Source organism: Spirilliplanes yamanashiensis (genome assembly GCF_016863475.1).
Lineage (GTDB): Bacteria > Actinomycetota > Actinomycetes > Mycobacteriales > Micromonosporaceae > Spirilliplanes > Spirilliplanes yamanashiensis.
This window is the reverse complement of record NZ_BOOY01000026.1, coordinates 253,027-271,745: the sequence shown is the minus strand read 5'-3', so window position 1 is coordinate 271,745 and position 18,719 is coordinate 253,027. Positions and strand designations below refer to the sequence as shown.

16 protein-coding genes are annotated in these 18,719 nt (G+C 73.7%); 12 read left to right on the top strand and 4 right to left on the bottom strand.

Annotation, left to right across the window (positions count from 1 at the left end; genetic code table 11):
- Position 1: 1 nt before the first annotated feature.
- Positions 2-1,426, bottom strand: a complete 1,425-nt coding sequence (locus tag Sya03_RS18150) for a lactonase family protein (protein WP_203939491.1) — start codon at positions 1,424-1,426, stop codon at positions 2-4.
- Between the two features lie 192 nt (positions 1,427-1,618).
- Here Sya03_RS18150 and Sya03_RS18145 point away from each other — a divergent pair, with 192 nt between their 5' ends.
- The 7 genes from Sya03_RS18145 (at position 1,619) to Sya03_RS18115 (ending at position 10,345) form a co-directional block, all read left to right on the top strand.
- On the top strand, positions 1,619-3,391 hold the full coding sequence (locus tag Sya03_RS18145; protein ID WP_239107635.1) for a tyrosine-protein kinase domain-containing protein: 1,773 nt from the start codon (positions 1,619-1,621) through the stop codon (positions 3,389-3,391).
- Positions 3,388-4,773, top strand: coding sequence for an O-antigen ligase family protein (locus tag Sya03_RS18140; RefSeq protein WP_203939489.1), 1,386 nt, complete (start codon positions 3,388-3,390; stop codon positions 4,771-4,773). Before Sya03_RS18145 ends, Sya03_RS18140 begins: the two co-directional genes overlap by 4 nt.
- The gene (locus Sya03_RS18135; RefSeq protein WP_203939488.1) at positions 4,770-6,014 is read left to right on the top strand and encodes a hypothetical protein; all 1,245 of its coding nucleotides are present in this window, start codon (positions 4,770-4,772) and stop codon (positions 6,012-6,014) included. Before Sya03_RS18140 ends, Sya03_RS18135 begins: the two co-directional genes overlap by 4 nt.
- Entirely contained in the window at positions 6,011-6,889 is an 879-nt protein-coding gene (locus Sya03_RS18130) for a sulfotransferase family protein (protein ID WP_203939487.1), read from the top strand. The genes Sya03_RS18135 and Sya03_RS18130 overlap by 4 nt, the downstream gene beginning before the upstream one ends.
- Entirely contained in the window at positions 6,886-8,496 is a 1,611-nt protein-coding gene (locus Sya03_RS18125) for a lipopolysaccharide biosynthesis protein (RefSeq protein ID WP_239107634.1), read from the top strand. The genes Sya03_RS18130 and Sya03_RS18125 overlap by 4 nt, the downstream gene beginning before the upstream one ends.
- A complete protein-coding gene (locus Sya03_RS18120) occupies positions 8,493-9,233 on the top strand; it encodes a methyltransferase domain-containing protein (protein ID WP_203939486.1) in 741 nt (246 codons plus the stop codon). The genes Sya03_RS18125 and Sya03_RS18120 overlap by 4 nt, the downstream gene beginning before the upstream one ends.
- 92 nt (positions 9,234-9,325) lie before the next feature.
- Positions 9,326-10,345 carry a glycosyl hydrolase gene (locus tag Sya03_RS18115; protein WP_203939485.1) on the top strand — a complete coding sequence of 340 codons (1,020 nt, stop codon included), beginning with the start codon at positions 9,326-9,328 and terminating at the stop codon, positions 10,343-10,345.
- Between the two features lie 6 nt (positions 10,346-10,351).
- Here the strand turns inward: Sya03_RS18115 and Sya03_RS18110 are convergent, their stop codons facing one another.
- Positions 10,352-11,140: a WecB/TagA/CpsF family glycosyltransferase gene (locus tag Sya03_RS18110; RefSeq protein WP_203939484.1), complete on the bottom strand. Its 789-nt coding sequence runs from the start codon at positions 11,138-11,140 to the stop codon at positions 10,352-10,354.
- A 62-nt stretch (positions 11,141-11,202) separates the two neighbouring features.
- On the opposite strand from Sya03_RS18110, the gene Sya03_RS18105 reads away from it, so the two are divergent.
- From Sya03_RS18105 to galT, 4 genes are read left to right on the top strand one after another with little or no spacing between them, the layout of a single operon-like run.
- Positions 11,203-12,138: a sulfotransferase gene (locus tag Sya03_RS18105; protein WP_203939483.1), complete on the top strand. Its 936-nt coding sequence runs from the start codon at positions 11,203-11,205 to the stop codon at positions 12,136-12,138.
- A gap of 1 nt (position 12,139) precedes the next feature.
- Complete coding sequence (locus Sya03_RS18100; protein ID WP_203939482.1) at positions 12,140-13,060, top strand: glycosyltransferase family 2 protein; 921 nt, start codon at positions 12,140-12,142, stop codon at positions 13,058-13,060.
- A 57-nt stretch (positions 13,061-13,117) separates the two neighbouring features.
- Entirely contained in the window at positions 13,118-13,894 is a 777-nt protein-coding gene (locus Sya03_RS18095; protein WP_203939481.1) for a DeoR/GlpR family DNA-binding transcription regulator, read from the top strand.
- Positions 13,891-14,967, top strand: coding sequence for a galactose-1-phosphate uridylyltransferase (galT, locus tag Sya03_RS18090; RefSeq protein ID WP_203939480.1), 1,077 nt, complete (start codon positions 13,891-13,893; stop codon positions 14,965-14,967). The genes Sya03_RS18095 and galT overlap by 4 nt, the downstream gene beginning before the upstream one ends.
- Positions 14,968-15,643: 676 nt before the next feature.
- Here galT and Sya03_RS18085 read toward each other — a convergent pair.
- Positions 15,644-16,861, bottom strand: a complete 1,218-nt coding sequence (locus tag Sya03_RS18085) for an NADP-dependent isocitrate dehydrogenase (RefSeq protein ID WP_203939479.1) — start codon at positions 16,859-16,861, stop codon at positions 15,644-15,646.
- A gap of 102 nt (positions 16,862-16,963) precedes the next feature.
- Between Sya03_RS18085 and Sya03_RS18080 the strand changes: the two genes are divergently transcribed.
- Positions 16,964-17,596: an MBL fold metallo-hydrolase gene (locus Sya03_RS18080; protein WP_203939478.1), complete on the top strand. Its 633-nt coding sequence runs from the start codon at positions 16,964-16,966 to the stop codon at positions 17,594-17,596.
- A 44-nt stretch (positions 17,597-17,640) separates the two neighbouring features.
- Here Sya03_RS18080 and mdh read toward each other — a convergent pair whose 3' ends face one another.
- Positions 17,641-18,591 (bottom strand): malate dehydrogenase, encoded by a 951-nt coding sequence (mdh, locus tag Sya03_RS18075; protein WP_203939477.1) that lies wholly within the window; start codon positions 18,589-18,591, stop codon positions 17,641-17,643.
- Between the last annotated feature and the right edge of the window lie 128 nt (positions 18,592-18,719).

The window sequence follows — 18,719 nt, the reverse complement described above, 5'->3', positions numbered from 1 at the left end:
CTCAGTGGTTGACGTTCAGCGCGGTGACCCAGCCCGCGCCCTGGCCGCTGTAGTTGCCGCCGACGACGTACACGTCGCGCCCGTCGTGGCTCGCGGTCAGGCCCAGCGGCTGTGACAGCCCCGAGCCGGTCGTGCAGCCGGCGACGGCGGCCGCGATGCAGCCGTCCGTTCCGGGCCGCTGGGTGAGCAGCCCCGTGCCGGGGTCGCGCCGGAACATGGCGACGGCGCCGCTGGTGAACGCCGACACGAACACCGACCGCCCGTCCGGGCTGACGGCCACGCCGGTGGGCGCCGCCAGCGCCAGGGTGCTCGTGCACCCGGCCACCGCGGTGCTGCCGCTGTTGTAGTGGCAGCCGATGGCGGTGAGCACGCCGGTCGCGGGGTCGCGGCCGAACGCGGCCAGGGTGTTGCCGTCGTAGCCGGCCGCGTAGACCGTCGTGCCGTCGGCGGCGACCTGCACGTGGTACGTCCCCAGCAGGCCGGTCGCGGCGGTGCACCCGGCGATCGCCGTGCTGGCGCTGTTGTACACGCAGGCGTTCGGCGCGGCGGGCTGGGTCACGGCGCCGGTGCCCGGGTTGCGGACGAAGGCGCTGATCGCGTTGCTGCCGTACCCGGCGACGTACACGCCGGTGCCGTCGAGGGTGGCGTGCAGGAAGTAGGGGTTGCGCAGCCCCCGGGCGGTGGCGCAGCCGGAAATCGGGGCGGAGGTGTCGGTGACACAGCCGGCGGTGCCCGCGAGCTGGGTGAGGGCGCCGGTGGTGGCGTCGCGGGCGAACACCGCGAGCGAGCTGGCGTCGTACGAGGCCACGTAGACGTGCGCGCCGTCCGGGCTGATCGTGATGCCGTTCGCCCCGTTGAGGCCGACGGCGGCGCTGCACCCGGTGATCGACCCGCTGGTGACGCACCGGTTCGGGGCCGCCAGCTGGGTCAGCACGCCGGTGGTGGGGTGGCGGCTGAACGCCGCCACGGCGTCGCTGGTGTAGCCGGTGGCGTACACGTGCTTGCCGTCCGGGCTGACGGCGAGGTCGAAGACGCCGCCGCCGAGGCCGACGACGGTGGTGCAGCCGGTGATGGATCCGTTGGTGACGCAGGCGTTCGGTGAGGCGAGCTGGGTGAGTGCGCCCCCGGCGGGCTCCCGGGTGAACGCGGCGACGGCCGACAGGGCCTTCGACGCCGTGTAGACGTGGGCGCCGTCGGGGCTGACGGCGACGTGTTCGCCCTGGGTGACGCCGATGGCGGCGGTGCAGCCGCCGGAGCCGTCGCGGCTGAAGCACGGGGCGGTCTGCATCAGCCCGAACGACGCCCGGGCGGCGAAGGCGGCGGACGTCGCCGCCCCGGTCGACCGGAACGCCGCGCCGCTGGTGGGGGCGGTAGCGACCAGCGCGACGAGGGCGGCCGCCAGCGCGGTGACGACCGTCGTCGTCAACCGTCGCCGATGGCTCTCCCGCCTGTCCACCTACACCTCCGGTCGTGCCGTATCGGCGACCGAAGCGCCGACATGAGGCGTCCGGGCAGTTACGAACCGGCGCACGAGGCGTTGACATCCCCGGAGGGCGATCCGCCCATTCCGCCAGTCTTCGCCGAAAGGGCATGTCTCACCATGGATGCGACTCGTCCGGTGTCCACCGACCTGTCCCAGTACCTGGGGATGCTCCGCCGGCACTGGTGGATCCTCGTCCTCGCCGTCGGCATCGGCGCCGCCGGCGCCGTCGCCTTCACCGGCACGCAGCCGAAGGTGTACCGCTCGGCGGCGTCGGTGCTGGTGTCCCCCGCGGGCACCGACACCAACGCCTCCGGCGGGCGCACCAAGGGCGACATCAACCTCGACACCGAGGCGCAGCTGGTGCGCTCGACGGCGGTCGCCAACGGCGCCAAGCAGCTGCTGCGCTCCCCGCTCACCGCGGACGAGCTGGCCAAGCCCGTGTCCGTCGAGGTGCCCGCGAACACGACCGTGCTGGTCATCGCGTACACCGGCGACTCCCCGCAGGGCGCCCAGGCCGCGGCGCACGCGTTCGCCGAGGCGTACCTGCGCAACCGCGAGTCCAGCGCCCGGGCCATCCTCGACCGGGACGCGGCCGCCCTGCAGGCGAAGATCAAGCAGCTCAACGCCCTGCTGACGAACATCAACGCGCAGATCGCCCGCACCGACGGCGACAGCCCGCTGCGGCCGAACCTGGAGAGCCAGCGGCGCACCGCGCAGAACCAGCTGGACTCCAACTACGCCAAGCTGAACGAGCTGACCACGGCCACCATCACGCCCGGCCAGATCATCAGCGACGCCCGGATGCCCGACAAGCCGAGCAGCCCGAACCCGACGCTGAACCTGGCCACCGGCGTGATGGCCGGCCTGCTGCTGGGGCTGGCGCTGGCGCTGCTGCGCGAGCGGCTCGACCGGCGCATCCGCACCGTCGCCGACGTGCGCCAGCGCGGCCGGGTGCCCGTGCTGGCCGCCCTCGACGAGCGCACCGCGCCGCGCTTCGACGACGTGCTCCAGCCGTACGGGCCGGGCGGGCGCATCTTCAACCGCCTGCGCAACGAGGTGCTCGCCAGCCTCGGCCACGGCGACCAGATCATCGTGGTGACCGGCGCGAGCCGCGGCACCGCCACCACCCTCGTCGCCGCGAACCTCGCCACCGCCCTGGCCCGCACCGGCAGCGACGTCGTGCTGATCGGCGCGCACCTGCCGGACAGCATGATCGACGCGGCGCCGCTGGCCCGGATGCTCGGCGTCAGCGCCACCCCCGGCCTGTCCGACCTGCTCGCGGGGCGGGTCAGCCTGGGCGAGGCCGTGCAGCAGGCGCCGCGGGTGCCGTCGCTGCGGGTCATCACCACGGGTGGCGCCGCCACCGCGGCCGGGCTCATGCAGTCGCAGCGGCTGCGCGACACCCTGGGCACGCTGCGCCGGCAGTGCAACTTCATCGTCATCGAGGCCCCGTCGACCAGCTCCGGCGCCGACGCGCAGAGCCTCGCCAGCCTGGCCGACGCCGCCATCCTCGCCGTCGAGCTGCGCCGCGCCCGCCGCCCGTTCCTGCTGGACGCGGCGGAGCAGCTGCGCCGGGTCGGCACCCCGCTGCTGGGCGCGGTCGTGCTGCCGCGGCTGGGCGCCGGGCGCACCGAGGAGCCCGCGCCCGCCCCGGCGGTCGAGCTGACCGCCGACGACGCGGACCCGAAGCCGCTGCACGAGCCGCTGGACGACGCCGAGCGCACCCAGCCGCTGCGGCTGCCCTCCTCGGCCGACGCCGCGAAGGCGAACGGCTCGAAGAAGGGCACCGTCACGCCGCCGCGCCCGCCGGGCCAGAAGGGCGGCAGCGAGGACGCGACCGCCGTGATGAACCTGAGCGACCTGGCCGCGGCCGCGAACGACCGCAAGAAGCAGCGCGACAAGCGATGACCCTCGTCGCCTCCGCCGGGCGGCGACGCGCACGGGCCGGCCTGCACAGCGAGCAGCCGGCCGCGCCGCCGGCCCTGCCCGCCTGGCCGCTCGTCTGGCTGCTCGCCGCGTACCCGGCGTGGTGGCTGCTCGGCCTCGGCGTGCTGATCTTCCCGATCGCCGCCGTGCCCATGATCGTGCTGCTCGTCCGGGTGCGGGCGGGCGGCCGGCGGGTCACGCTGCCGCCCGGCTTCGGGTGGTGGGCGCTGTTCCTGCTCGCCGTCGTCGTCAGCATCGGCGCGCTCGGCGCCGACCCCGCCGGCACGGTGCCCGGCACGGCGGCCAGCCGCATCGTCGCGGTGGCCTACCGGCTGGGGATGTACCTGGCGCTGACCGTGCTGCTCGTCTACGCCGGCAACCTGCGGCGCGCCGAGCTGCCGGTGGCGAAGCTGACCCGGCTGCTCGGCTGGCTGTTCGTCGTCACCGTGGCGGGCGGCGTGCTCGGCATGGTCGCCGGCCGGTTCGAGATCACCTCGCCGGTGGAGCTGCTGCTGCCGCAGGGCGTCCGGACCAAGGGCTTCGTGCAGTCGCTGGTGCACCCGTACGCGGCGCAGATCATGGACGTGGGCGGCGGCCCGGCGCCCCGCCCGGCCGCGCCGTGGGGCTACACCAACACCTGGGGCAACAACTTCTGCCTGCTCGTCGGCTTCCTGATCGCGGCGGTGTGGGGGCAGCTGACCCGCACCCGCACGAAGCTGCTCGGCCTGGCCGTGCTCGTCGTGTCGGTCGCGCCGATGATCTACTCGCTGAACCGCGGCCTGTGGATCGGCCTCGCCGTGGCGGCCTGCTTCGTGGCCGTCCGGTACGCGGTGATGGGCCGGCTGTGGATGATCGCCGGCCTGGTCGTCGCCGGCCTGGCGATGGGCACGGCGCTGCTGGTCACGCCGCTCGGCGGGGTCGTGTCGGACCGGATGGCCAACGGCAAGTCCAACGGCGTGCGCTCGTTCCTCATCGAGCGGGCACTCGACGGCATCGGCGAGTCGCCGGTGATCGGGTTCGGCTCCACCCGGGCCACGATCGGCGGCCGGCAGTCGATCACCGTCGGCGAGAGCGCGGACTGCGAGCGCTGCGGCAACTTCACCGTCGGCGGCAACGGCCAGTTCTGGCAGGTGCTGTACGCGCACGGGATCGTCGGCACCGTCGGCTACCTCGGCTTCTTCCTGTCCGCGCTGTGGCGGTTCCGGCGTGACCGATCTCCGGCCGGCATCGCCGCGTCCGCGGCGATCGTCACGTCGTTCTCCTCGATGTTCGTCTACAACTCCCTGGTCACCCCGCTGGCCTTCATGTTCCTGGCGTACGCGCTCCTCTGGCGCAACGCGACCCAACCGGAGGAGGACGCATGAGTCCGGTCAGAACTGCCCCCGCGGCACTGACCACGTCGGACGCCGCCCTGCGCGCGCAGTACCTGCGCGAGGTGCTCGACCTGCTGTACCCGCCGCCGTGCGCCACCGACGGCACGGCGGGCGAGATGGTCACCGAGTACCTGGTGGTGCCCGACACGCACCGGCCGCGGCTGCTGGTGCCGACCCGGTCGAAGCGGATCTCCGCGGCGGCCGTGCGCCGGTACGCCGAGCCGCAGTCCCGGGTGGCCCGGTTCAAGCGCGACGCCGTCGTGGCGGCGCTGCGCACCGGCGCGTCGTCCGTGCTGATGCGCGACCGGATCCGGATCACCGGCCCGGCCGGCGGGACGATCGACGGCTACCTGCGCGAGCAGCTCGGCCGGGACCTGGCGGTCAGCGTCCACATCGGGCCCGCCCGGGCCAACCGCAAGCCGGTGCTGCAGCTCATCTCCCCCGACGGCGACACGTTCGGCTTCGCCAAGCTCGGCACCGGCCCGCTCACCCACGAGCTGGTCCGCGCGGAGACGGCGGCGCTGACCGCGCTCGGCCACGTCGACCTGCGCCGGGTCACCACGCCGGGGGTGCTGCACGCCGGGCAGTGGCGCGGCCTGCAGGTGCTGGTGCAATCGGCGCTGCCGGTGTGGCGGCCGCGCGCCGTGCTGCACCCGGAGCGCCTGGCCGCCGCGATGCTGGAGGTCGCCGGGGCGTGCGGCTGGTCCCGCGGCCGGCTCGCCACCAGCCCGTACTGGGCGCAGCTGCGCTCGCGGCTGGCCGCCGTCGCCGACCGGTCGGAGGGCGCGGAGCTGGCCCGGGCCGCCGCACAGCTCGTCGAGCGGGCCGGCGACGTCGAGCTGCGGTACGGCGCCTGGCACGGCGACTGGGCCCCGTGGAACATGGCGAACCTCGTCGACACCGTGCTCGTCTGGGACTGGGAGCGCTTCACCCGCGGCGTGCCGGCCGGCTTCGACGCCGTGCACTACGAGCTGCAGAAGCGCATCCAGACCACCGCCGACGCGGGCGAGGCCGTCGCCGCCACCCTGCGCCGCGCGCCCGAGCTGCTCAAGCCGTTCGACGTGCCGCGGGCCGGGTACCGGCTCACCGCGCTGCTCTACCTCGTCGACCTGGCCACCCGCTACCTCGCGGACCGGCAGGCGGAGGCGGGCGCCCGGCTGGGCGTGCTGGGCACCTGGCTGCTGCCCGTACTCATCAACGAAGTCGCGTCGCTCGAGGGGGAGGCCGCATGAAGGTCGACGTCCGCAAGGTCCCCGGCCCGGTCAAGCGGGTCGTCCACCTGGGGTCCCGGTCGTACGGGCGGCTGACCGCCCCGGCCCGGATGACCCCGTCGTTCCTCATCTGCGGCGGCCAGCGCTGCGGCACCACGTCGCTGTACCGGGCGCTCGCCCAGCACCCGGTGGTGCTCAAGGCGGTGCTGCACAAGGGCGTGCACTACTTCGACACGTCGTACGACCGCGGCATGGGGTGGTACAGGGCGCACTTCCCGCTGCAGCGCACGGCCACGAAGGTGGGCCAGCGCTACGGGGTGCCGGCGCAGACGTTCGAGTCGAGCCCGTACTACATGTACCACCCGCAGGCGTCCGGCCGGATCGCCCGCGACCTGCCGGACGCCAAGGTGCTCGTGCTGGTGCGCGACCCGGTGGAGCGGGCGTACTCGCAGCACCACCACGAGGTGGCGCGCGGGTTCGAGCGGGAGACGTCGTTCCGGGCCGCGCTGGCGCTGGAGGCGGCCCGGCTGCACAAGCAGGAGGAGCGGCTGGCCGCGGACCCGCGGCACTACAGCTTCGCCCACCAGCACCACGCCTACCGCGGCCGCGGCGAGTACGCCCGCTACCTGTCCGCGATGGCCGGGCACCTGGGCCGCGAGCGCATCCACGTGGTGGAGAGCGAGCGGTTCTTCGCCGAGCCGGAGGCCGTGTACGACGAGGTGTGCGCGTTCCTGGGGCTGCCGGTGCTGGAGCGGCCGGCGTTCGAGCGGCACAACGCCCGCCCGCGCCAGGCCGACATGGACGACGACCTGCGCCGGGAGCTGACGGAGCACTTCGCGCCGCACGACGAGCGGCTGGCCACCTGGCTGGGACACCCCCCGATCTGGCGCCGGTGACGCGGGCGATCGGCCGCGCCACCGTTCCGCCGGTCCCGGCCGCGTCCCCGGCCGATCCTCCGGCGCCCGCGGCGGACCGCGGCGTCGCGCGCGGCGGCCTCGCCAACCTGGTCGGCGCGGGTTTCGCCGGGGCGACCGGGGTGGTCGTCACCTGGCTGGTGGCGCGCGGGCTGGGCGCCGAGCACGCCGGGGCGTTCTTCGCATCGACCGCCGCGTTCGTGCTGGTAGGCGGGGTCGCCAAGCTGGGCACGCAGACCGGGCTGGTCTACTGGCCGGCCCGGCTGCGCGCCACCGGCCGCTCCGCCCTGCTCGGCGCCGCGCTGCGCACCGGGCTGGTGCCGGTCGCGGTGGCGGCCACGGTGCTGGGCGCTGCGATGTTCGCCGCGGCCGAGCCGCTGGCCCGGCTGACCGCGGGCGGGGCGTCGGCCGCGGTGCTCGGTGAGCACACGGCGGGCCTGCGCGCGCTGGCCGTGTTCCTGCCGGTCGCCGCGCTGGCGGACGCGCTGCTCACGGCGACCCGCGGCTACCGGGCCATGCGCCCGACCGTGGCGTACGAGCGGTTCCTGCGCTCGGCGCTGCAGCTGGCCGCCGTCGGCGCGCTGGCGGCGATGGCACTGTGGACCCCGACCGTGGTCGATTTGTCCGCGTTCGCGTTCGCCTGGGCCGCCCCGTACGTGCCCGTCGCCGCGCTCGCCGCGGTCGCCCTGCGCCGCATCCACCGGGTGGGCAGCGCCGGCGCCGGGCGCAGCCGCCGCGTCGAGCGCGACGCGCTGCGCCGCGAGTTCTGGCGCTTCACCGGCCCGCGCGCCGTCGCCAGCGTCGCCCAGCTCGCCCTGCAGCGCATCGACGTGCTGCTCGTCGCCGCGCTCGGCGGGCTCGCCGCGGCCGCCGTGTACGCCGTCGCCGGCCGGTTCGTCGTGCTCGTCCAGTTCGCCAACCAGGGCATCTCGCAGTCCGTGCAGCCCCGCCTCGCCGAGGCGCTCGCCGTCGGCGACACCGCCGCGGCGAACCGGCTCTACCGCACCGCCACCGGCTGGCTGGTGCTCGCCACCTGGCCCGTGCTGCTGCTGGTGCTCACGTTCGCCCCGGTCTACCTGGCCGTGTTCGGCGACGCCTACGTGGCCGGCGCGCCCGTGGTGGCCGTGCTCGCCTGCGCGATGCTCGTCGCCACCGGCTGCGGCATGGTCGACATGGTCCTCGCCATGGGCGGGCGCACCAGCTGGAACCTGTGGAACGTGCTGCTCGCGCTGGCCGTCACGGTCGTCCTCGACGTGCTGCTCATCCCCCGGCACGGCGCGCTCGGCGCCGCGATCGGCCTGGCCGTCGCCATGACCGTCAACAACCTCGTGCCGCTGGCCCAGGTGCACCGCGCGATCGGGCTGCACCCGTTCGGCCGCGGCACCCTGACCGCCGCCGGCCTCGCCCTGGCCTGCTTCGGCGCGCTGCCCGCCGCCGCCGTCGCCGTGGCCGGGGTGGGCGCCGGCCCGCTCGCCGTCTCCCTCGCCCTGGGCGCGCCGCTGTACGCCGCCGCCGCCTGGTGGCTGCGCGGGCCGCTCGCCCTCGCCGACTTCACCCGACGAAACCACAACCCGAGGAGAACAACGTGACGACGGAGTACACCGAGGTGTTCCAGGACGTCGACGCGGTCGAGAAGTACGAGACGATCACGTACGCGCCGGGCAGCTACGCCTCCGACATCAACCGCCGCCAGAAGGCGTGGCTGCGGGCCCTGGTGCAGCGCCGGTTCGGCGACCGCAAGCCCGTCCAGCACGACTTCGCGTGCGGCACCGGCCGGGCGATCCGCGCCCTGCACGGCGCCGTCCGCGACGCGCACGGCTACGACACCTCCGCCGAGATGATGGCGAAGGCCGACGAGGTGGGCTCCCGGGCCCACTGGCACCAGGTCGACCCGGACGGCCCCGTGCCGGCCCCGGTCGACGCGGGCCACCCCGCGGTGGTGACGATGTTCCGGCTGCTGCTCAACGTGGACGACGCCGTCCGCGACCGGGCCATCGCGTTCGCCGCCAAGGCCCTGCCGGACGCCCGGGCCGGCCTGCTCGTCGTGGAGAACCACGGCAACGCGGGCAGCCTGCGCCACCTGCGGGCCCGCAAGCACGACAGCAACCGCTGGTTCGCCGAGCTGTCGCACGCCGACGTCGAGGCCCTGCTGCACCGGCACGGCTTCGAGGTCATCGAGCGCCGCGGCTTCTCGATGGTCACCCAGAGCTGGTACGACCGCCGCTGGCTCAAGCCGCTCGCCAAGGCGTTCGACACCGTCGGCGTGCACCTGTTCGGCCGCTGGGCCGTCGACGTGGTCTACGTGGCCCGCCGCGTCGCCCACTGACCCGGACCGCTCCCGGGTGCGCCCCGTGCGCGCCCGGGAGCGTGGCGGACGTCCCCCGAGCCCGAGGCGCGGGGGACGTCGTTGTACCGGGCGTGAAGCCGATCGTCCGCATTGCTCTCGCCGCCCTCGCCACCACCGCGCTCACGCTCGCCGGGTGCAGCAGCTCGCCCGAGCCGCGGCCGGAGCCGTCGCCCAGCCCGTCGCCCGACCTCACCTCCAGCCCCGACGGCATCGCCGTGAACCCGGGGCCGTTCCGGGCCGGGCCGGTGGCCGCGCCGGCGCGGGGCGCGTACTTCGGGGCGTGGGTGAAGCCGGTGGAGCTGACGCAGCCGGGGCGGCTCGAGGCGATCGACGCCGTCGAGGCCAACCTGGGGCGGCGGCTGGCGATCCTGAACACGTACAAGCGGTTCGAGCAGCCCGTCGGCACCGAGTCGGACATGGAGTTCCTGCGCCGCGGCACGACGCTGATGGTGAGCTGGGCGACCGGCGACACCCGGTCCATCGTGGACGGTCAGCACGACGACAAGATCCGGGCCCAGGCGCGGGCGATCCGCGCGGCCGGCAACCCGATGATGGTGCGCATCCGGTGGGAGATGGACCGGCCGAACCTGCGGGCGGAGATGTGGTCGGGGCCGGACTACATCGCGTCGTGGAAGTACATCCGGCGGATCTTCGCCGAGGAGCGGGTCACGAACGTGAGCTGGGTGTGGTGCCCGACCGCCGAGGGCTTCATGCGCGGCGACGCGCCCGCCTTCTACCCGGGCGACGACCAGGTCGACTGGACGTGCGTCGACGTGTACGCCGGCAACTCGTTCAAGCCGATCGGCGAGCTGATGAAGCCGTTCCTGGAGTTCGCCGCGCAGCACCCGAAGCCGATCGTGGTCGGCGAGTTCGGGGTCGCGAAGGCGTGGGGCTCGGCGGGCCGGGCGCAGTGGATCACCGACGCGGTGCGCACGTTCAAGGCGAACCCGCAGATCAAGGCCGTCGTGTACTTCGAGTCGAACCCGGACGGGAACGGGCCGAAGCAGCAGTTCCGGCTGGTCGACGACCCGCCCGCGTGGCAGGCGTTCGAGGCGCTGACCCGCGACCCGTACTTCGCGGTCACCCCCTAGCCGGCGTCAGCGGCGCGCCGTCGCCTGTGCCAGGAGGCGCAGCGCGTACGGCGCGTCGTGGCGCAGGTAGCGCTTGGCGAGGCGGCCGGGCTCGGTGCCGAGCCGGTGCGCCCACTCCAGGCCGCTGCGCTGCATCCACGCGGGGGCCCGGTCGCAGTCGCCGGCGACGAAGTTGACGGCCGCCCCGCACCCGATGAACCAGCTGCGCGGCAGCAGTTCGCGCAGCCGGGTGACGACCCACTCCTGCTTGGGGAAGCCGAGCCCGACGTAGACCATGTCGGGGCGCGCCTTGACGACCTTGGCGCAGACGGCGGCGAAGGTGGCGGGGTCGCGCTCGAAGCCGTGCTCGGGGCTGAGGCAGCCGGCGATGCGCAGGCCGGGGCTGGCGGCGGCGAGGCGCCCGGCGGCGCGGGTGGCGCCGTCGAGCTCGCCGGTGACCGGGTCGGGCAGGTTGCCGCCGAGCACGAAGACGGACCGGCCGTCGCGGCCGAGGCCCTCGGACAGCGACCAGATGAGGCTGGAGCCGGCGACCCGCTCGGGCAGCGGGGTGCCGGACAGCTTGCTGGCCCACACGAGCGGCATGCCGTCGGCGACGACGAGGTCGGCTTCGGCCAGGTAGGCGCGAACCTGCTCGTCGTGCCGGGCCTGGCGCAGGATGTCGACGTTCGGGGTGATGATCCGGCCGCCGTCGCCGCGCTCGATGGCGCGCCGGACGATGGCCACCACCTCGTCCTCCGTCACCCGGTCGAAGCCCGTCCCGTCCAGTTCGATCCGGCTGAAAGCGTCGATCGTCACCACAGCACCTCCCGCGCCCGTTGCCTCGTTATACGTCCGAAAACGAGCGAAGGGTGGAGAAAGTGGCACGTGTGCTCTTTCTGGGCGGATTGGGACGAAGTGGTACCACCCTCGTGGAGCGGCTCCTCGGCGAGCTGCCCGGCGTCCGCGCCCTCGGCGAGGTCGTCCACCTGTGGCAACGCGACATCGTCGACGACGAGCGGTGCGGCTGCGGCGAGCGCTTCTCGGCCTGCTCGTTCTGGGCCGCGGTGGGCGACCGCGCCTTCGGCGGCTGGGCCAACGTCGACGTCGAGCGGGTGCACGCGCTGCAGGCCGCCGTCGAGCGCACCCGGCACATCCCCCGGCTCGCCGGGGGCCGGCCGCCCGCCGACGTGGCCCGCTACGCCGAGTTCTACACCCGGGTGTACGACGCCGCGGCCGCCGTGTCCGGCTGCGAGGTGCTCGTCGACTCGTCGAAGCACAGCGCGCTCGCGCACTGCCTGCGCTGGGCGTCCGACCTGGACCTGCGGGTGGTGCACGTGGTGCGCGACGCCCGCGGGGTGGCGTACTCGTGGACCAAGACCGTCGCCCGGCCCGAGGCCGACAACGCCGACGAGATGACCCGCTACACGCCCGGGCACTCGGCGCTGCTGTGGACCGCGCACAACGCCGCGTTCGGCCTGCTCGCCCGCCGCGGCGTGCCCGTGCAGCGGCTGCGCTACGAGCAGTTCCTGGCCGAGCCCCGGCAGGCGCTGACCGAGCTGGCGGCGTTCGCCGGGCTCCGGGTCACCGAGCCGGACCTGGCCTTCCTCGGCGACGGGCACGCCGACCTGACCCCCGGGCACAGCGCGGCCGGCAACCCGATGCGGTTCACCGTCGGCCGCATCCGGCTGCGCCGCGACGACGCCTGGGTGTCGGCCCTCCCGCCCCGCCAGCGTGCCCTCGTCGGCACGGTCTGCGCGCCGATGCTGCGCGCCTACGGCTACCCCCTCACGCAGCGCACGACCCAGGAGGCATGAGATGAACTGGCCGACCGTCGGCGTGGTGATCCCCACGCGCAACCGTCCCGAGCTGGTCCGGCGCGCGATCGCCGGGGTGCGGGCCTCGAAGTACCCGGGCGAGGTCCGCGTCGTGGTCGTCTACGACCAGGCCGAGCCCGACTACGCCCTGGCCACCAGCGACGACCCGCCGGTGCTGGTGCTCAGCAACTGGCGCGCGCCGGGGCTGGCGGGCGCCCGCAACTCCGGCATCCTGTCGCTGGACACAGAGCTGGTCGCGTTCTGCGACGACGACGACGTGTGGGCGCCGGACAAGCTGCGCCGGCAGGTCGCCGCGCTGCTCGCCGAGCCGGACGCCGAGTTCGTCACCTGCGCGATCGAGGTCGAGTTCGAGGGGCAGACCACCCCGCGGCTGGCCGGGGCCGCCCGGGTCACCGTGGACGAGCTGGCCCGCTCGCGGATGGCGATGCTGCACTCGTCGACGTTCCTGATCCGCCGCGAGGCGCTGCTGCCCACCGGCGACGGGATCGGGCTGGTCGCCGAGGACGCCCCGGGCAGCCAGAACGAGGACTGGGACCTGCTGCTGCGCGCCGCCCGCCGGCACGACATCGTGCACGTCGACGAGCCGCTGGTGCGGGTGCTGTGGGGCCGGACCTCGCATTACGCCTACGAGTACGCGACCAAGATCTCGTCGCTGCGCTGGATGATGGCCCGGCACCCCGAGATCAGCGGCTGCCGCCCGGGCGCCGCGCGGGTGTACGGCCAGCTCGCCTGCTGGTCGGCGGCCAGCGGCAACCGCAACCAGGCCTGGTCGTACACGAAGGAGGCGGTGCGGGCGAACTGGAAGGAGCCCCGGGCCGCCATCGCCATCGCCGCGATGACCGGCGCGGTCAAGGTCGAGAATGTGCTGACCGCCCTGCACAAGCGGGGACGAGGCATTTAAGTTCGGGCCTGCGGTCCGCTAGTGTTCAACTGTGTTCATCTACGTGCGGACCGCCTGATGCTCGCCCCCCAGCGTCAGGCTGCCATTCTGGACCGGGTCCGGGCCTCCGGGGGCGTCCGGGTCAGTGAACTCGCCACCGAGTACGGCGTCTCGGACATGACCATCCGCCGCGACCTCGAGACGCTCGCCGAGCGCGGGCTGCTCGCCAAGGTGCACGGCGGCGCCACGACGGTCAGCCCCGGTTCGGCGCACGAGCCCGGCTTCGCCGCCAAGAGCGTGCAGCAGCGGGCGGAGAAGTCCGCCATCGCCGCCCGCGCGGCGGGCCTGGTCTCCCCCGGCGACGCGATCGCCCTGTCGGCCGGCACCACCACCGCCGAGCTGGCCCAGCGGCTCGTCGACGTGCCGTCGCTGACCGTCGTCACCAACTCCATCCCGGTCGCCGACGTGTTCTACCGGGCCGGGCGCCCGGACCAGACGGTCGTGCTCACCGGCGGCACGCGCACCCCGTCCGACGCCCTCGTCGGGCCCGTCGCCGTGGCCGCGATCGGTTCCCTGCACCTCGACGTGCTGTTCCTCGGTGTGCACGGGATGAGCGAACGGGCGGGATACACCACCCCGAACCTGATGGAGTCGGACACCAACCGGGCGCTGCTGGGCGCCTGCGAACGACTCGTCGTCCTCGCCGACCACACGAAGTGGGGAACCGTGGGTATCTCCTCGATCGCCGCTCTCGGCGAGGCGGACGTCGTCATCACGGACACGGGACTCGACGCGACGGCGCTGGCACTGCTCTCCGAGGAGGTCGACGAGGTCATGGTGGTGGAGCCCGCATGATCCGCACGCCCATCCGGCTGGCCGACGGCCGGGAGCTCATCTACTTCGACGAGCACGAGGCCGACCGCTCGGCCGCCGACAAGCGCGAGCTGCCCCCTCCCCCGCCGGCGTCGCAGCTGCGCCACGACCCGCTGGTGGACGAGTGGGTGGCCATCGCGGCGCACCGCCAGACCCGCACGTTCCTGCCGCCGTCGGACCGGTGCCCGCTGTGCCCGTCCACGCCCGGCTTCGCCAGCGAGATCCCGTCGAGCGACTACGACGTGGTGGTGTTCGAGAACCAGTTCCCGTCGTTCAGCGACCGGGTGGTGCCCGACGAGGTCGACCACATCACCGAGCTGGTCCGCGTCGAGCCGGCCGTCGGGCGGTGTGAGGTCGTGTGCTTCACGGCCGACCACGACAGCTCGTTCGCGGCGCTCACCCCCGCCCGGGTGCGCACGGTGGTGGACGTCCTCGCCGACCGCACGGCCGAGATGTCGGGCCTGCCCGGCGTCGCGCAGGTGTTCCCGTTCGAGAACCGCGGCGTCGAGATCGGCGTGACCCTGCACCACCCGCACGGCCAGATCTACGCGTACCCGGAGGTGCCGCCGCGCACCCGCACGATGCTGCAGGCGGCCCGCCGCCACCACGAGCGCACCGGCGGCCGCAACCTCTACGCCGACGTGCTGGCGGCCGAGCGCGCCGACGGCGCCCGGGTCGTCGCGGCCAACGAGCACTGGACGGCGTACGTGCCGGCCGCCGCGCGGTGGCCGTTCGAGGTGCACCTGGCCCCGCACCGGCAGGTGGCCGACATCCCGGCCCTGCACGACGCGGAGCGCGACGCGTTCGGCCCGCTCTACCTCGACGTGCTGCGCCGCTTCGACGCGCTGTTCGGCAAGCCGATGCCGTACATCTCGGCGTGGCACCAGGCCGTGGTCGGCGCCGGGCGCGAGCTGGGCTACCTGCACCTGCAGCTGTTCAGCATCCGGCGCGCCGCCGACAAGCTGAAGTACCTGGCGGGCTCCGAGTCGGCGATGCAGTTCTTCATCAACGACATCGTGCCGGAGAAGGCGGCGGAGAAGCTGCGCGCGGCCTGACCTCACCCACCCCCGGGGAAAGGGGTGTGGGGGGCCCGGGACAGGGCCCCCCACAGGGAAGGGACGGCAGGCTGTGCTGCGACAGCCACGGGAGGCACCGACGGGCGCCCGGGACAAGGCGGCCACGACCGGTGGATCTCCACCGTGTGCGCGGCCTTGCGGCCGCGTACAGACAGCTCAACGATATGCCGCAGCGCCGGTTACGGTCCCTAAACATGCGGTTCGGTGCATACATCCGGTTCGCCGGTCAGCCGAGCGGCGCCCCGGCGTGGCACCGCGACGACGTGCGTGACACAGTCCGGACCGTCCACGATGTGCAGCAGCATCCCCGTCGGCTCCGCCAGGTAGCCCGGCGGCGCCGCGTCGTGCATCCGCAGCTGGCTCTGCCGCCACGTGCTCGGCGCCACCGTCAGCAGCGTCGACCACGCCGGCCTCGCCGGGCACCGCCGAGTCCAGCGCCACGATCGTGGCCTCCGGGTACTCCACGGCGTACCGGGTCGCGTGCCCGCCGCCCAGCCGCCCGGTGCCGCCGAACGCCGCCACCAGCGCCGCCGCGTCGTCGTGGTTGCCCGGGGTGACGTGCGGGTCGCTGAGGTGGGCGATCAAGATGGCCCGACCGTAGACGCACGGCGGCCCGCCGGCACGGTCGCCGGCGGGCCTCGCGGGTGCTACGGGATCAGGCGCCGAGCTTGCGCGCCAGGTTCTCGTCGAGGGCGTTCATGAACTCGTCCGTGGTCAGCCACGGGGCGTCACGCGAGATGAGCAGCGCCAGGTCCTTCGTCATCTGGCCACCCTGGACGGTGTCGATGATGACCTGCTCCAGCGTGTCCGCGAACTCGCCGACGGCCGGGGTGCCGTCCAGCTTGCCGCGGTGCGCCAGGCCGCGCGTCCAGGCGAAGATCGACGCGATCGGGTTCGTCGACGTCTTCTCGCCCTTCTGCCACTGCCGGTAGTGCCGGGTGACGGTGCCGTGCGCGGCCTCCGCCTCGACGGTCTTGCCGTCCGGCGTCATGAGCACCGAGGTCATCAGGCCCAGCGAGCCGAAGCCCTGCGCGACCGTGTCGGACTGCACGTCACCGTCGTAGTTCTTGCACGCCCAGACGAAGCCGCCCTCCCACTTCAGCGCGGCGGCGACCATGTCGTCGATGAGGCGGTGCTCGTAGGTGATGCCGGCGGCCTTGAACTCCTCGGCGAACTCCGCCTCGAACACCTCGGCGAACAGGTCCTTGAACCGGCCGTCGTACGCCTTGAGGATGGTGTTCTTCGTGGACAGGTACACCGGGAACTTGCGGGCCAGGCCGTACCGGAACGACGCCCGCGCGAAGTCGCGGATCGAGTCGTCGTAGTTGTACATCGCCATCGCGACCCCGCCCCCGGGGTACTCGGTGACGACGTGCTCGATCGGCTGGGAGCCGTCGGCGGGGGTGAACGTGACCGTCAGCGTGCCCGGGCCGGGCACCACGAAGTCGGTCGCCTTGTACTGGTCGCCGTGGGCGTGGCGGCCGATCACGATCGGCTTGGTCCAGCCCGGCACCAGCCGCGGCACGTTCTCCATGATGATCGGCTCACGGAAGACGACGCCGCCGAGGATGTTGCGGATCGTGCCGTTCGGCGACCGCCACATCTTCTTCAGGCCGAACTCCTCGACCCGCGCCTCGTCCGGCGTGATCGTGGCGCACTTGACGCCCACGCCGTGCCGCTTGATGGCGTTCGCCGCGTCGATGGTCACCTGGTCGTCGGTCTCGTCCCGGTACTGGACCGAGAGGTCGTAGTACTCCAGCTCGACGTCGAGGTACGGCAGGATCAGCTGCTCGCGGATCTGCTTCCAGATGATCCGCGTCATCTCGTCGCCGTCGAGCTCCACGACCGGATTGTTGACCTTGATCTTCGCCATCGGCCGGCGCTCCTCTCACAGGATTCATGCTCAAGCAGTACGAGCGTACTGCAAGACGGGGCGCGACCACGATGCGGGTCGCCTCCCTGGCATCATCGGCCGATGCCGGTGAGCCGCAACTTCGGACCCCTCAGTGTCACCGCTCTGCAGGACGCCGAGGGCCCGTTCTTCGAGCCCCGCGAAACCGCGATCCCGGCGGCGTCGCCCGCCCAGTGGGCCGCGGCCGACGCGTTCGACCCCGGCTCGGTGGACGAGCACGGGCGATGGCGGCTGCACTTCCGCTGCTTCGCCGTCCGGCACGGCGACGGCCCGGTCACCCTGGTCGACGCGGGCATCGGGCCGGCGGACGCCCCCGCGAGCGCCTGGGCGCCCACCCCGGGGCGGCTGCCCGCCGAACTGGCCGCCGCCGGCATCACACCCGGTGACGTGACCACCGTGCTCCTCACCCACCTGCACACCGACCACGGCGACACCACGATCGCCCCCGGCGTCCGGGTGCTCGCCACGCCGGGCCACACGCCCGGCCACCAGTCCGTGCTCGTCGGCGACGGCCTGCTCGTCACCGGCGACCTGTTCGTGCACGCCGTGCAGCTGCTGCACCCCGAGCTGACGTACGGCCACGACATGGACCCGGCGACGGCGGCGGCCACCCGCCGGGACCGGCTCGCCGCCGCCCGTGACGCCGGACTGACCCTCGCCACGCCGCACCTCGGGGCGCCGTTCGTGCGCGCATGAGAAAGGGCCCGGCGGTGCCGGGCCCTTTCTCACGGTTCCGCGACTCAGAGGTCGGCGACGTCCGCCTGCTTGGCGCGCACCGCCTCGGCGGCCTCCTTGAGGCCCGCCAGCTCGGACTCGGTCAGGTCGGTCTCGACGACCCGGCGCACGCCGCCCGCGCCGATCTCCGCCTCGACGCCCAGGTAGACGCCCGAGATGCCGTACTCGCCGTCGACCCAGGCGCACACCGGCATGACCGCGCCGGAGTCCTCGGCGACCGCGCGGGCCATCCGGGCCGCCGCGGCGGACGGGGCGTAGTAGGCCGAGCCGGTCTTCAGCAGCGCCACGACCTCGGCGCCGCCGTTGCGCGTGCGCACGACCAGCTCCTCGATCTTCTCGGCCGGCAGCAGCTCGGCGAGCGGCTTGCCGTTGACGGTGCAGCGCGACGGCACCGGCACCATCGTGTCGCCGTGCGAGCCCAGCGTCAGGGTCTGCACCGACGCGACCGGCACGGCCAGCGTCTCGGCGACGAAGTGGGTGAAGCGGGCGGTGTCCAGCATGCCCGCCTGGCCGAGGACCCGGTTCCTCGGGAACTGCGTGGCGATCTGGGCCAGCGCGGTCATCTCGTCGAGCGGGTTCGACACGACGATGACGACGGCGTTCGGGGCGTACTTCGCGACGTTCTCCGACACCTGACGGACGATCTTCGCGTTGACGCCGAGCAGGTCCATCCGGCTCATGCCGGGCTTGCGGGGCAGGCCCGCCGTGATGACGACGATGTCCGAGCCCTCGATGGCCTCGTAGCCCTCGCCGTTCGGGCCGGTCGTGGCGCCCACGACCTTGGTCTCGAAGCCCTCGACGGGGCGGGACTGGTTGAGGTCGAGAGCGAGGCCCTCGGGCTTGCCCTCGACGATGTCGGTGAGCACGACGGTCTCGAAGATGTCGTACTCGGCCAGGCGCTGCGCGGTCGTGGAGCCGTAGAAACCGGCACCGACGACGGTGACCTTCTTGCCCATAGTCGTCTCACTCCGTAGGCGGGGCTGCTTTGTCCGGACCGTATCAGCCAGGTTACGGCTGTCCGGCCGAAGGTCGGCCCGGGGTGTGCGAGCCCACCCGCATCCCCTACGGTGGGCCGGATCACGTC